This is a genomic window from Streptomyces sp. NPDC006197, from assembly GCF_040613865.1.
Classification (GTDB): domain Bacteria; phylum Actinomycetota; class Actinomycetes; order Streptomycetales; family Streptomycetaceae; genus Streptomyces.
The window spans coordinates 50,101-63,299 of the sequence record NZ_JBEXSZ010000015.1; the positions used below are offsets into that span (position 1 = coordinate 50,101).

The 13,199-nt window shown below is 72.6% G+C and carries 13 protein-coding genes; 7 read left to right on the plus strand and 6 right to left on the minus strand.

Features of this window, described 5'->3' with window-relative positions; translation table 11 throughout:
• Positions 1–15 precede the first annotated feature (15 nt).
• Positions 16–1,239 (plus strand): MFS transporter, encoded by a 1,224-nt coding sequence (locus ABZ318_RS07225; protein ID WP_356901501.1) that lies wholly within the window; start codon positions 16–18, stop codon positions 1,237–1,239.
• Between the two features lie 84 nt (positions 1,240–1,323).
• Complete coding sequence (locus ABZ318_RS07230; protein WP_356901502.1) at positions 1,324–2,475, plus strand: histidine kinase; 1,152 nt, start codon at positions 1,324–1,326, stop codon at positions 2,473–2,475.
• Positions 2,476–2,551: 76 nt separating this feature from the next.
• Here the strand turns inward: ABZ318_RS07230 and ABZ318_RS07235 are convergent, their stop codons facing one another.
• Genes ABZ318_RS07235 through ABZ318_RS07245 form a run of 3 tightly spaced genes read right to left on the minus strand, consistent with a single transcriptional unit; the run spans position 2,552 to position 4,478 of the window.
• Complete coding sequence (locus ABZ318_RS07235) at positions 2,552–3,151, minus strand: hypothetical protein (protein WP_356901503.1); 600 nt, start codon at positions 3,149–3,151, stop codon at positions 2,552–2,554.
• Between the two features lie 2 nt (positions 3,152–3,153).
• Positions 3,154–4,263, minus strand: a complete 1,110-nt coding sequence (locus tag ABZ318_RS07240; RefSeq protein ID WP_356901504.1) for a hypothetical protein — start codon at positions 4,261–4,263, stop codon at positions 3,154–3,156.
• The gene (locus ABZ318_RS07245; protein WP_356901505.1) at positions 4,260–4,478 is read right to left on the minus strand and encodes an MbtH family NRPS accessory protein; all 219 of its coding nucleotides are present in this window, start codon (positions 4,476–4,478) and stop codon (positions 4,260–4,262) included. The genes ABZ318_RS07240 and ABZ318_RS07245 overlap by 4 nt, the downstream gene beginning before the upstream one ends.
• Before the next feature lie 181 nt (positions 4,479–4,659).
• Here ABZ318_RS07245 and ABZ318_RS07250 point away from each other — a divergent pair, with 181 nt between their 5' ends.
• Positions 4,660–5,601 (plus strand): TauD/TfdA family dioxygenase, encoded by a 942-nt coding sequence (locus ABZ318_RS07250; protein WP_356901506.1) that lies wholly within the window; start codon positions 4,660–4,662, stop codon positions 5,599–5,601.
• Positions 5,602–5,617: 16 nt separating this feature from the next.
• On the opposite strand, the gene ABZ318_RS07255 is transcribed toward ABZ318_RS07250, so the two are convergent.
• From ABZ318_RS07255 to ABZ318_RS07265, 3 genes are read right to left on the minus strand one after another with little or no spacing between them, the layout of a single operon-like run.
• Positions 5,618–6,808: an MAB_1171c family putative transporter gene (locus ABZ318_RS07255; protein WP_356901507.1), complete on the minus strand. Its 1,191-nt coding sequence runs from the start codon at positions 6,806–6,808 to the stop codon at positions 5,618–5,620.
• Positions 6,805–7,386, minus strand: a complete 582-nt coding sequence (locus tag ABZ318_RS07260; protein ID WP_356901508.1) for an ImmA/IrrE family metallo-endopeptidase — start codon at positions 7,384–7,386, stop codon at positions 6,805–6,807. Before ABZ318_RS07260 ends, ABZ318_RS07255 begins: the two co-directional genes overlap by 4 nt.
• Positions 7,359–7,802 carry a helix-turn-helix domain-containing protein gene (locus tag ABZ318_RS07265; protein ID WP_356901509.1) on the minus strand — a complete coding sequence of 148 codons (444 nt, stop codon included), beginning with the start codon at positions 7,800–7,802 and terminating at the stop codon, positions 7,359–7,361. The genes ABZ318_RS07260 and ABZ318_RS07265 overlap by 28 nt, the downstream gene beginning before the upstream one ends.
• A 247-nt stretch (positions 7,803–8,049) precedes the next feature.
• On the opposite strand from ABZ318_RS07265, the gene ABZ318_RS07270 reads away from it, so the two are divergent.
• From ABZ318_RS07270 to ABZ318_RS07285, 4 genes are all read left to right on the plus strand, one after another.
• Positions 8,050–9,057 (plus strand): LuxR C-terminal-related transcriptional regulator, encoded by a 1,008-nt coding sequence (locus ABZ318_RS07270; protein ID WP_356901510.1) that lies wholly within the window; start codon positions 8,050–8,052, stop codon positions 9,055–9,057.
• A 100-nt stretch (positions 9,058–9,157) separates the two neighbouring features.
• Positions 9,158–10,162, plus strand: coding sequence for a beta-ketoacyl-ACP synthase III (locus tag ABZ318_RS07275; protein WP_356901511.1), 1,005 nt, complete (start codon positions 9,158–9,160; stop codon positions 10,160–10,162).
• An 82-nt stretch (positions 10,163–10,244) separates the two neighbouring features.
• Positions 10,245–11,261, plus strand: a complete 1,017-nt coding sequence (locus tag ABZ318_RS07280; RefSeq protein ID WP_356901512.1) for a TauD/TfdA family dioxygenase — start codon at positions 10,245–10,247, stop codon at positions 11,259–11,261.
• Positions 11,262–11,374: 113 nt separating this feature from the next.
• On the plus strand, positions 11,375–13,192 hold the full coding sequence (locus tag ABZ318_RS07285; protein ID WP_356901513.1) for a non-ribosomal peptide synthetase: 1,818 nt from the start codon (positions 11,375–11,377) through the stop codon (positions 13,190–13,192).
• Positions 13,193–13,199 lie beyond the last annotated feature (7 nt).

Below are 13,199 nucleotides of genomic sequence, written 5' to 3' on the forward strand. Positions count from 1 at the left end.
GTCGGGACGGCCGGCATGTCCGGCCGTCCCCCGGTCCCGCTGCGCAGGAACGCCGACTTCATCCGCTTGTGGGTCGGCGCGGGCGTCTCGCAGTTCGGTACCCGGGTGGGCATGACCGCCTTCCCGTTGCTGACGCTGTATCACACCGGCTCGCCGGTGGACGCCGGCCTGGTGGGGTTCGCCGCCTCGCTGCCGAACTTCGTCGTCCAGCTGCCCGCCGGCGCGCTGGTCGACCGCTGGGACCGGCGCCGGCTGATGCTCTGGGGCGACGTCCTCGGCGCCTTCTCGATCGCGGCCGTCGCCGTCGCCGTGTTCCTGGGGCAGGTCTGGCTGCCCCATCTGATGGCGGCCGCCTTCCTGGAGGGCGCCCGCGGCATCGTCGTCGATCTGGGCGAGCGGGCGAGCGTGCGGCAGGTGGTGGCCCCCGGCCAGCTCCCTGCCGCGCTCGCCCAGAACGAGGCGCGGGGGCAGGCCATGGGCCTGCTCGGCCAGCCCGGCGGCGGGGGTCTGCTCGCCGTCGCGGGCTGGCTGCCCTTCGCCGCGACGGCACTGGCGAGTTCGGTGGCCGCGGTGTGCGTCGCGCTCATGCGCGGGAGCCGGGGCGTCCGCGCCGCCGCCCGCGCGCAGCCGCTGCACACCGACATCAAGGAGGGCGTGCTCTGGCTGTGGCGGCACCGGGTCGCCCGTCTCCTCGTCGGGCTCTTCGCGGGCTGCAACGTCGCCTTCCAGATCCTGATGCTCACCGTCATGGTGATCATCCAGCAGAGCGGCCGCTCCCCCGTGTTCGTCGCCCTGGTCACCGGCTTCGGCGGTCTCGGCGGTCTGGCCGGGGCGCTGGCCGCACCCCGGCTCCGCCGGCGCTTCGGTCTGCGCGCCGTCTTCCTCGCCGGCTGTGTGCTCTGGGTCCTGATCACGCCGCTGGTCGCGTGGATCCGCCACCCCGCGGGTCTTGCCGTCCTGCTGACCGCCACCACCTCGATCGTCGGCGCGCTGAGTGTCACCGCCTGGGTCTTCCAGGTCCAGCACACCCCCGACGAGCTCCAGGGCCGGGTGAACGGCACGGCGCGCTTCCTGGCCTCCGGAGCGAACTCCCTGGGCGCGCTGTGCGGTGGCTATCTGCTCGACAGGGCCGGCGCCGCGCCGACCGCCCTCGTCGTCTGCGGGATCCTGCTCCTGGTGACGACCGTGGTGGTGTCCGGGCGGCGGACTCTGGCCGAGCCGGCGGAGGGCCTTTCGTGACTTCCGGCGGAACTTCCCGGGCTTCCCGGGCTTCCCGAACTTCCCGAACTTCCCGAACTTCCCGCCGAGGCTAAGCTTTTGTTCATGCAATCCCTCCACCGGCTGATCCAGTGGTTGCGGCGCCCGTTAGGGAAGGTGTGGCAGACCCTCACTTTTCTGACCGTCGGTATTCCGCTTCAACTCGTCGGCCTTTTCTGCGCACTGGTTCCCGCCATGAGGCCGGTCCTGACCCTGGTGCAGCGATATCGCTTCCGTTCCATGCTCGGCGTGGAGATCCCGCACACCTCGGCCGACGATCCGAGAACCGGCCGGCGTCAGGCGAAGTACCACCTCCTGGCGGGCCCCGCGGCGGCGCTGGGGGCATCGGTCGGCCTGGCCCTGTGGGTCCTGGGGTTCGTGGCCGCCACGGTGTACGTCTGGGTGTGGCAGCTCCCGCTGCAGTGGCGGCTCGCCCATCACGGCTACTCGGTCACGGCGGCCTATGTCATGGGCGCCGGCCTCGCCGTGCTCGCCCTGGCGACCTGGGTGTGCCACGGCCTGGCCCGGCTGGACGCCTTCGCGGCCACCGGGCTGCTCGGCCCCTCCCGGGCCGAGGTCCTGGAGCGGCGGGTGGAGAACCTCACCGAGAGCCGGGCCGGCATGGTCGAGGCCGCCGACGCCGAGCGCCGGCGCATCGAGCGGGACCTGCACGACGGCGCCCAGCAGCGGCTGGTCGCCATGGCCGTCAACCTCGGCCTGGCGAAGGCCACGCTCGGCGAACTCCCGGAGGACGCCCGCAAGGTGATCGAGGCGGCGCACAGCGAGGCGAAGGAGGCCATCTCCGAGCTGAACAACCTGGTGCGCGGGCTGCATCCGGCCGTGCTCGAGGACCGGGGGCTCGACGCGGCGCTCTCCGGCCTCGCCGAGCGCGCTCCGCTGCCCGTGCGGCTCAACGTCGAACTGGCCGAACGGCCCTCGCCCACTGTCGAGGCGGTCGCCTACTTCGTCGTCTCCGAAGCCCTCACCAACGTGATCAAGCACGCCGGGGCGTCCCGCGCCGAGGTCACGGTCGGCCGGGTCGGCGACACCTTGCTGGTACTGGTCTCGGACGACGGGGCCGGCGGCGCGGACTCCGCGGGCGGAACCGGGCTCGACGGCCTCGCCAAGAGGGTCGCGTCCGCCGACGGCACGTTCGCCCTGAGCAGCCCGGCCGGCGGGCCGACCGTTCTGACGGTGACGCTGCCGTGCGGTTCGTAGGGCCGGGGAAGACACCGAAGAGCCGGCCCGGGGGATCCTCGATCCACCCGGGCCGGCTCTCGGGCCCTCGTACGGCTCAGTCCCACGTCCAGACCGCGGCCGTACGCCTGCCGCGACCACGCCACCACAGGGCGAGGCAGATCGGGACCGCGGCGATGGCCGGAAGCAGCCCCACCGCCCAGCTGGCCTGAATCGGCGGTCCCGGTCGTGGTCCCACGGGGACGGACAGGCTGCCCCGGCCCGCGCCCTCGGGCCCCTCGACCGCGAGGTCGAACCGCCAGGTCCCCTCGTCCGGCAGCAGCGTGCCGTCCAGCCCCCAGCGGTCGTGGGAGCGGGTGTAGCGGGGCAGCGCCCGCCCGAGGCCGGCGCCCCGCTTGCCGTAGTCCTCGCCCGACGGCGAGATGAGGTGCAGGCGCGCGGTGCGTCCCTTGATGCCCCGGTCGGCCTGGAACGTCATGTCCAGGGAACGGTCGGCATACAGCGGCCAGTCCGTGAAGGACACCTCGATGTCGTACGGCCCCGCCCGCAGCCGCTCGGAATGCACCACCGCGGGCACCTCGGCGGCCGAGGCGGCGGGCGCCGCGTGGACCCCCGCCAGGAGCGCGAGCGCGACCGCCGCGAGCGAGCGCCGCAGGTTCCGCGTACGGCGGCCCGGCCGCCCGGTGTGTCGTCGCATGTTCAGGCCTCCATCACGGGCCGCAGCCCTGGCTCGGGCACCGGGGCCGGCGCCGCCGGGGACGGGTCGCCCGCACCCGGCCCCAGCCTGCGCAGGGCGTTCGACGCGGCCCAGCCCAGCGGACCCGCGACCGTGCCCAGGACCGTCGCGAGCAGGATCGCGAGCGGCGAGAAGCCGTTGCCCAGCTGCGGGGTGTAGAGCAGCACCATCGCCAGGGCGGCGACGGCGCTGACCGCGGGGACGCCGGTCCTCGGGGTGGTTCCACGGCGCCGCAGGACGACCAGGGCGACTTCCACGAGGACCGCGATCAGCGGCAGCACCACGGGGTAGAGCGACGCCAGGGTCGGCTCGCCCGAGATGTTGTCCCGCAGCGACATGCCCAGGCTCTCGGCGTAGACCCGGGTGATCCAGGGGGCGAAGAACCAGTCGATCGCGTGCAGTGCCCCGAAGAGCAGTCCGGTGAGCGCGATCCAGCCGGGGGCGCGCGTCACGCCGGCGACCATCAGGAGGGCGAACAGCGCGACCGCGGTCACCGACACCTCGAAGGGCTGCGCCCAGAAGAGCGCGAACATCATCGAGGTCAGGGAGGTCGCCACGGACAGGACGACCCCCCAGCGGCTGACCGCCCGGTTCCCGAGCGCGGCGAACGCGAGGACCGCGCCGACGCAGATGGTCAGTCCGCCGAGGGAAAGGCCCACGTGGGGCGGGGAGTTGAGGGTGACGTCGAATCCGTACACGGTGTGCCACCACAGGTCGATCATTCCGTAGACCAGCTCGACGGCCGCGCCGATGCCGGCGACGAGGAATCCGACGGGGGCCCGGAAGACCCGCAGCACGGTGACCGAGCGACCGGTGGCGGCGACGCTGTCCGGGTCGGCGCGCCAGACGCCGGTGCGCATCAGCACGACCACCACGGCGGTCAGGCCCGCCAGGGTGGGTGCGGCGTAGATGAGCATGTGGGGGGCGGTGAAGAAGGTGTCCGGGCCGACGTCGTCGTGCCACTGCACGTCCCAGACCACGCCGAAACTGGTCGCGAGCAGGGCGACGGCCAGCAGCCAGCAGCCCACCAGTTCGGCGCGGTCGGAGCGGTCCGATGTCGTGGGAGTGGTCATGCGGCGGCGGACCGCTCCATGCTCAGGCGCAGACTCAGCGGCCGCATGTCCGTCCACACCTCCTCGATGTGGGCCAGGCACTGCTCGCGCGTGCCTTCGGTGCCCTCGGCGCGCCAGCCGTCCGGCAGTTCGCGCTCCAGCCACCAGATGGAGTACTGCTCCTCGTGGTTGAGGACCACGCGGTAGAGGGCGTCGTCGGAGAATTCTTCGGCCATGGGATGCTCCTCTGCAATTTCCGGAAAGGATTCCGGGGAATGCTCGGGCGCCGCCCTATACGGCCTCTATACCAAGGGGCCGATGCCGGGAACCGGAGAGTATGGCCGGAATATAGCCGCCTTCCGCACGATGAGCGGGACAGGAGTGCACGATCCGCCACACCGGGAGGTCACGGTCTCTATGGAGCACCGTCAGGGATGGAAACCGCTGGAGATCGGACCGGCCGACGCGGGGGTCACCGCGGACGCCGACGGGCTGGTCGCCCATCTGGATTCGCTCACCGATCTGGAGCAGCTTCTCGCCAAGGAGAAGGCTCTGGTGTTCCGGGGCTTCCAGGTGTCCGAGGGCGCGCTCGACGCCGTCATGGACCGGCTGCTGCCCAACCGGCTCGCGTACGTGCACGGCAACTCCCCGCGCACGAAGGTCGGCAAGAACGTCTACACCTCGACCGAGTACCCGGCCGAGTACGTGATCTCCATGCACAACGAACTGTCCTACGCCCACCAGTGGCCGGCCCGGCTGCTCTTCTACTGCGCCGTCGCCCCGGCGACCGGTGGCGCCACTCCCGTGGTGGACGGCCGGCTGTGGCTGGACTCCCTCGACGACGAGGTCCGCGAGGCCTTCGCGGGCGGCGTCCGGTACACCCAGAACCTGCACGGCGGCCGCGGGCTCGGCAAGAGCTGGCAGGACACCTTCGAGACCGACAGCAGGGACGAGGTCGAGGAGTTCCTCGCCGGTACGCGGGCGAGCTGGCAGTGGCTGCGCGGGAACGCGCTCCGGGTGACCCAGGAGCGGGCTTCGACCGTGCGGCACCCGCTGACCGGCGAGGAGGTCTGGTTCAACCAGGCCGACCAGTGGCACCCCGCGGGTCTCGGCGACGAGACCGCCGCCGAGCTGGCCAAGGTCCTGCCGGCCGACGAGCTCCCGCAGTCCGTCAGTTACGCGGACGGCAGCCCGATCCCGGCCGCCCACGTCCACCAGATCCGCGACCGGGGGCTCGCCGCGGCCGTCGACGTCGACTGGCGTCAGGGCGATCTGCTGCTGATCGACAACCTCCTGGTCGGCCACGGTCGACGGGCGTACACCGGGGCGCGCCGCGTGCTGGTGGCCATGTCGGACTGATCGCGCTCCCCCGGTCTCATCCGGGGGTGAGCAGCGGGCACGCCCGGTAGGCGCGCGCGACTCTGACCAGCCAGGTGATCTCCGCGCTCAGATCGGCCGCCGACGGTCCGTCGGCGGCCTTCAGCATGTCGGGCACCGCCGGCCGCAGGCCCAGACGCCGGGTGTGCAGGGCGGCCTTGAGCTGGGCGGCCGTGACGCCGGCCGCCAGCTCCTCGCCGACGAGACCGGTGGCTCTGCCGAGCCGGGCGGCCCGCTCGGCGACCTCCGCGTCGAGACTCTCCCGCAGGGCCAGTTGTCCGTCGCGGATCTCGATGGCCCTGCGGTAGAGCCGGAACTCTATGTTCCGTACGGTCAGGAGGGACGAGAGCCGGGAGTACCGCCCCTCCTCCAGGGTGATGTCCGGCCTGCTCCGCACCATCGCGAGCCACAGCGGGTGGAGGCGCTGGTACTGCCGGTAGTCGTGCGCGGCGCGCCGGGCCCTGGTGAGCAGCGGCCCCCAGCCGGGCAGTGTCCACCCCGTCTGGGCGAGCAGTCCCCCGATGCCGCCGCAGAGCCACGCGGCGCGCTCCGCCCAGGAGGGGTTCTGCGCGACGCACCCGCACACCCCGTTGGCGAGGCGGACCGCCCCGTATCCGAGCGAGAGCGCGGACCCCACCGCCGTGACGCACAGTCCGCGGCGTAGCCACAGCCGGTTCACCCGCCGTGCGAAGCGCAGGCAGAGCACCGACACCAGCACCTCGCCGGCCATGAACACGACGCTGTACAGCAGCAGGTAGCGCTGGTAGTCGGCGTCTCCCGCGTAGTGGACGGTGAAGTCTCCGGGGTGTTCGCCCGAGAGGTCCAACCGGGCGAAGAGCGCGGTCAGCACGATCAGCACCCCGCAGAGGACGAGGAGATGGCGGAGCAGGTTCCGCCGGGCCCGTCCGGGCGGGAGGAGCAGCCGGTCGAGCAGGACGCACTGCGCCGCGATCAGGCACATCACGGAGCTCTGGGCCAGCAGCGCCGCGCTGTCGGCGATCCCGGTGAGCCGGTCGACGGCCAGCCAGACCGTCGGGGTGGACAGGGTGAAGCTGAGCGCGGAGAAGCCGTGCACGGCGCACAGGGCCCAGAGAGCGGGGTCGCCCGGGGCGCGCCGCAGTGGACCGGCCTTGTAGAGCAGGGCCGCCACGGCGACCAGGGCGCACAGCGGGTGCAGCAGACTCGTCACGCGGGACCGGCCGCCTCGGGGGTGTCCAGGTGCTGGGGCAGCAGCGTCCGCTCCAGCCTGCCGACGAGCACGGCGGTCTCGGCCGTGGGCGCCCAGACGGGGTCCAGGGGCCGGTGGTTGGCGCCCTGGAGCAGCAGGCTGCCGATCAGCTCGGCCTCCTGCTCCTCCTCGTCCGTGTAGGCGGTCCGCCGCCGCACGCGGGTGATCGTCCGCGGGTCGATTTCCGGCAGCAGCAGTCGCGCCGTCCGGTCGCTCGCGGCCGGCTCCCGCGGCCGTTCCTCGTCATGGCACAGCAGGTGCCCCAGCTCGTGCCCGATGATGTGCTGCTGATGGATCGGGCTGGTCCTCTGCTCGTAGAAGATGTAGTCCGCCTGGGACGTGCGGACCCACACCCCGCAGTGGCCGTCGGCGGGGAAGGGCATCGCCTCCAGGTGGATGGCCCGTCCCGTCCGCTCCGTGACCCGCCGGCACACATCGGGGATGCCGTACGGGGACGGCAGCCCGAGTCCGCGGACGAGGGCCGCACAGCGTGCCCGCCGCCTGCGCGCCGTCACTCCTCGCACGGCTCGTCCGGGCATTCCGCCAGCCCTTCCAGCTCCCGTACCCGCTGGATCACTTCGGTGATGGAGTCCAGGCTCTTCGCGGACAGGCCGGAGGCGCGCAGGGCGATGGCCTGCACCCCGGTGTCCTTGAGCGCGGCCATGAGCCGCAGGTCCGCCGCCAGCTTGTTCTCGGCGCCGCTCTCGAAGAAGTAGTTCGGGGGAACGCCGAAGAACTGGGCGAGCGCCTCGACGTGACGGAGCGTCGGATTGTCCCGGTGTCCCTTGCGCAGCAGCCAGATGTAGCTCGCCGAGATGGGCACACCGCTGAGGGTGATGCTCCGGGCGACCTCCTCCGTGCTGTACGGGCGCCTGCCTCCTGGAGTCACCGTGTGGAACAGGTGGTTGAGCTTGTCGGCGAGACGCAGTCCGACCGTCGCGCCAGGTTCGTTCACGTGGACACCTCCAACTGGTGGTCGGATTCTACGTCGGTCGGTCCCTCCTGGCAGAAGGATCAAAGCTTTGCCATGCGTTGATCTTCCCGCTCCGTCGCCGGTCGGTTCCTTGGGTAGAGTCCACAACTCGTGTAGCAAGTACGGTATCGGGATGGCGTTCCTCAGTCGAGACCAGGACTGATGTCGTCCCTGTGAGGGCGACCGTGCGTGGGACAGGCGGTCGCCGTGTGCTTCCGGGGAGGGCACAGTGTTCGACTTACTTGGGCTGGATGACATCGCGCAGGCCGTGTACGAGGAGATGCTCAAGGATCCGGCGGCCAGCGCCGTGACCATCGCGTGGCGGCTCGACCGGCCCGCCGCCCAGGTGCGGAACGCGATGACCCAGCTGAACCGCCTCTCGCTGATCCGGCCGTCCTGGCAGGACCCGGGCGAGTACCGCGCCGTCGAACCCGAGGTCGGTCTGGGGCTCCTGCTGTCCACCCAGGAGGCGGATCTGCGCCGTCGGCAGGAGGAGATCGAGGCGAGCCGGCTGAAACTGGAGCTCCTGGCCGCCCAGTACGCCGAGTTCAGCCGCTCCCGGGAGGACACCGGCACGGAACGGCTCAGCGGGATCGACGCGATACGGCTGCGCATCGAGGCGCTGGCGGCGTGCTGCTCCTCCGAGATCATCGCCTTCGTGCCCGGCGGCGCGCAGTCGCGGGCCAACATGGAGGCGAGCCGGCCGCTGGACGAGTCCGTCCTGGCCCGCGGGGTGCGGATGCGCAGCGTCTACCTGGAGAGCATCGCGAACGACCGGCCCACGATGGAGTACGTGCGCTGGCTGGGCGACTCCGGTGCGCACATCCGCTTCGCCGCCGTCCTGCCGCCCCGCATGGTGATCTACGACCGGGAGGTGGCGATCATCCCTGATGATCCGGACGCCACCCACCGGGGGGCTCTCGTCACCCGGAGCAAGGGCGTCGTCAGCGCGCTGTGCGAGCTCTTCGAGCAGGTGTGGAGCGCCGCGCGGCCCCTGGACGAAGCGTCGTGGCCGGGCGACGAGGACGGACTCACCCTGCAGGAACACGCCGTCCTCGACCTGCTGGCGCAGGGGCACGCCGACGACCAGATCTCCCGGCGCCTGGGCATCTCCGTCCGCACGACCCGTCGCATCACCGCAGGCCTGGCGCACCGGCTGGGCGCCAAGAGCCGCTTCCAGACCGGGGCCCTCGCGGCGCTCCGCGGCTGGCTCGACACCCGGCGACCCGCCGTATAGAGCCGGTATAGGGGAGCGTCCGACGCTTCTCGGCGGCGCCGGCGGCCACTCACCCGTGGCCGTCGGCCGCCCCACCACTGTCGACCACACGAGGTGCGGCATGCTTCCCCACACTCAGCTAACCCAGGCGCGCGGAGCCCGGATCCTGGGCATCGGTGTCCACCGGCCACGGCGCGTGGTCGGCAACGACGAGACGGCGGCGAGGACCGGGCGTACGGCCGACTGGATCCTGCGCCGCACCGGAATCGTCGAGCGCCGTTACGCGGACCACGACGAGACCGTGGCCGACATGGCCGTGGAGGCGTCCAGGAAGGCGCTGGCCGACGCCGGTGTCACCGCCGCCGAGATCGACACGGTCCTGGTCGCCTCGATGTCGGATCTGCGGCAGAGCCCCGCCGCGGCTCCCGAGGTGGCCCACCGCATCGGCAGCCGGGCCGCCGCCTTCGACCTGAACGCCGCGTGCTCGGGCTTCTGTTACGGCCTGGCCCTCGCCGCGTCCATGGTCAGGGACGGCACGGCCGGCCACGTCCTGATGATCGGCTCCGAGAAGATGACCGACATCGTGGACCCCCACGATCCGGGCGCGGCGTTCCTGTTCGCGGACGGGGCGGGAGCCGTCGTGATCGGCCCCGGCCGCCCCGAGGAGGACGGGATCGGCCCGGTCGTCTGGGGTTCCGACGGCGGCCGCGGCGATCTGATCGCACACGACGCCTCCTGGGCTCAGTACCGCGACTCCCCCGGTGCCGCCTGGCCCGCGATGCGGATGGCCGGACCCGAGGTCTTCCGCTGGGCGATCGAGGACGTCCCCGACATCGCCGGAAGGGCCGCTGCGGCGGCCGGGATCACGCTGGACCGCCTCGACGCCTTCGTCCCGCACCAGGCCAACCTGCGGATCGTCGACGCCCTCGCCGAGCGCCTCGACCTTCCGCCGGAGGTCGCCGTCGCGCGTGACGTGACGCACTCCGGCAACACCTCTTCCGCGTCCATCCCGCTGGCCGTCTCCCGGCTGCGTGAGCTGGGTGCGGTCGGCAGCGGTGCCGCGGCCCTGCTCGTCGGCTTCGGCGCCGGACTCACCTGGGCGGCCCAGGTCGTCCGGCTGCCCTGACGGCCACGGAACGACACGTACGGGTGCGCGTCCGCGGACGCGCGTACGGACTTCAGCACGGACTTGAGACAAGGAGCACACGGTGAGCAGCGCAAGCACGGTCCGAACCGCCTCGCCGGCCTGGGAGTTCACCCCCGGCCGGCCGGCCCTCGCGACGATCGGCGGCCTGACGGACCTGGCCGAGGCGGAACGATGGCTGACCTCGGTCCGCGGCGAACTGCGGGGGGCCCTGCACGAACACGGTGCCGTGCTCCTGCGGGGCCTGCCCCTCACGGACGTCGACGGCTTCGCCGCCGTACGGGACGTCCTCCTTCCGCAGCGCACCCCGTACCGCGAGAAGGCCACGCCGCGCAGCGACTTCGGCAACGGCGTGTACTCCTCCACGGACCTGCCGCCCTCCCAGCCGATCCGGATGCACAACGAGAACAGCTACACCCTGACCTTCCCCGGTCTGCTGATGTTCGCCTGCCTGGTCGCGCCGTCCGAGGGCGGCGCCACCCCGGTCGCCGACTGCCGCGAGGTCCTGCGTCTCCTGCCCGACTCCCTGGTCGAGCGGATGCGCACCTCCGGCTGGCTGCTGCGGCGCAGTTACTCCGACGACATCTCCACCCACTGGACGACCGCGTTCGCCACCGAGGACCGGAGCGAGGTCGAACGCTACTGCGCGGAGAACCTCGTCTCCCACCAGTGGCAGGAGGACGGCAATCTGCGCACCAGCCAGTTGCGGCCCGGGATCGTCCGGCATCCCGCGACGGGCGAGGAGGTGTGGTTCAACCACCTCGCGTTCTGGAACGAGTGGTCCCTGGACGAGGAGCTCCGGGAGGCGCTGACCGACGAGTTCGGGCGGGACGGGCTGCCGTTCAACACCTCCTTCGGTGACGGCGATCCGCTCACGAAGGACGAGCTCGACCTGATTCAGGACGCCTACGACCGGGCCACGGTCCGGGCGCCCTGGCAGGTCGGCGATCTGCTGCTCGTCGACAACGTCCTGACCGCCCACGGGCGTGACCCCTTCCGCGGCGACCGCCGGATCGTCGTGGCCATGGGAGACCCCGTGGAGATCACCGACTGCCACCCCGGCGTCCGCCCCGCCCCCTGAGGCCGGCCCTCCGGGTCCGGCCGGGCCGACCCCCGTTCCCCCGTTCCAGGCCCGCCGTGTTCTCGCCCGACCCGCCGTTCCCGCCGTCTCTCGTTCTCGAAGGAGCCCGTTCCATGGCCGATCCCCTCCGGCAGCCGGCCGACCTGCTGAGCCGCTTCCACCAGGCGGTCCGCGAGGCCCCCGACCGCACCGCCGTACAGGCGGTGGACGGCGGGCTGAGCTTCGCCGAACTCGACCGGGCCACCGGGTGGCTGGCCGAGGCTCTCCGCTCCCGGGGCGTCGGCCGGGGAGACCGGGTCGGGGTGAGCCTGCCGCGCGGCAGAGGACTCGTCGTGGCGCTGCTCGCGGTGTGGCGCACGGGCGCCGCCTATGTGCCGCTCGATCCCGCCTACCCGCGGGACCGGCTGGCGTTCATGGCCGGGGACGCGGGCATCCGGTTGCTCCTGACGGCGGACGACTCCCCGGCCGGCCCGGCGTTCCTGCCCGCCGGCGTGGAGGTGCTCCCCGTGGAGGTGCGGTCCGACCGCCCGTCCCCCGAGCGCGCGGACCCGGACGTGTCCGCCCTCGCCCCCGCCTACGTCATCTACACCTCGGGCTCGACCGGCACCCCGAAGGGCGTGGAGGCGACGCGGGGCGGCGTGGCCTCGCTCGTCTCGGCGCTCGAAGAGGCCGGCGTGTACGACGCCGAGCCGCGGGTCGTCGCCTGGAACGCCAGCGCTTCCTTCGACGCGTCGGTGCAGCAGTGGGCGCGGGTGTGCCGGGGCGACACCGTCGTGGTCCTGGACGACGACCACCGCAAGGAGCCCGAGCTGCTCGTCGACCTGCTCGACCGGCACGGCGTCACCGACCTCGACCTGACCCCGTCCCACTGGGAGATGCTCCGCACCCGGCTGCTGCCCCCGCGTGCGGACGGCCGCGTGCTGCGGCTGTTCATGGGCGGGGAGCCCGTTCCCGCGCGCGTATGGGGCGAACTCGCCGCGGCCGGTGACCGGGGCGAACTCGAAGCCCTGAACCTCTACGGGCCGACCGAGTGCACCGTCGACGCCACCGCCGCCCGGATCACGGGCGAGCGGCCCCACATCGGCCGCCCGCTCGCCGGCGGCGGCCGGGTGCACCTCCTGGACGGGCAGCTGCGGCCGGTGGCGCCCGGCGCCGCCGGCGAGGTGTTCATCGGCGGCCCACGGCTGGCCCATGGTTACGTGAACCGGCCCGGGCTCACCGCGGACCGCTTCGTGCCCGACCCGCTCGGCGGTCCCGGCGCCCGGATGTACCGCACCGGCGACCGGGCGAGGCTGACGGCCGCGGGTGATCTGGAGTTCCTCGGCCGCGTCGACCGGCAGGTCAAGATCCGTGGCTTCCGGATCGAACCGGGCGAGATCGAGCAGGTGTTGTCCGCGCACCCGGGCGTCGCCACGACCGCCGTGCTGCCACGGGACGGCGGCGCCGCCGGTACTCGGCTGGTCGCCTACTGCGTGCCGGCGGAGCCCGTCGACGGGCCCGCCGCCACCGCGCTCACCGAGCGGTTGCGCGAGCACGCGGCCGGGGTCCTGCCCGCCCATATGGTGCCCTCCGTCTATGTGCTGCTTGCCGAGCTGCCGCTGACCCCGAACGGGAAGCTCGACACGGCCGCCCTGCCCGAGGCCCGGGAGACGAGCGCCGCCGCGGCGGCCGGAACCGCACCGCAGGGCGAGTTCGAGACCCTCATCGCGGAGGTCTGGTCCGCGGTCCTCGGCCGGGAGGAAGTGAGTGCGGACGACGACTTCTTCGCCCTGGGCGGCCACTCGCTCATGGCGCTGCGCGTGGTCGCCCGCCTCAAGAAGGACCTCGGCCTGGTGCTCTCGATCAAGGAGGTCTACCGCCATCCCCGGCTGCGGGACCTCGCCGGGCACATAGAGGCCATGCCCCGGCCTGCCGCTGCCGCCCGCACCTGACCCGTAT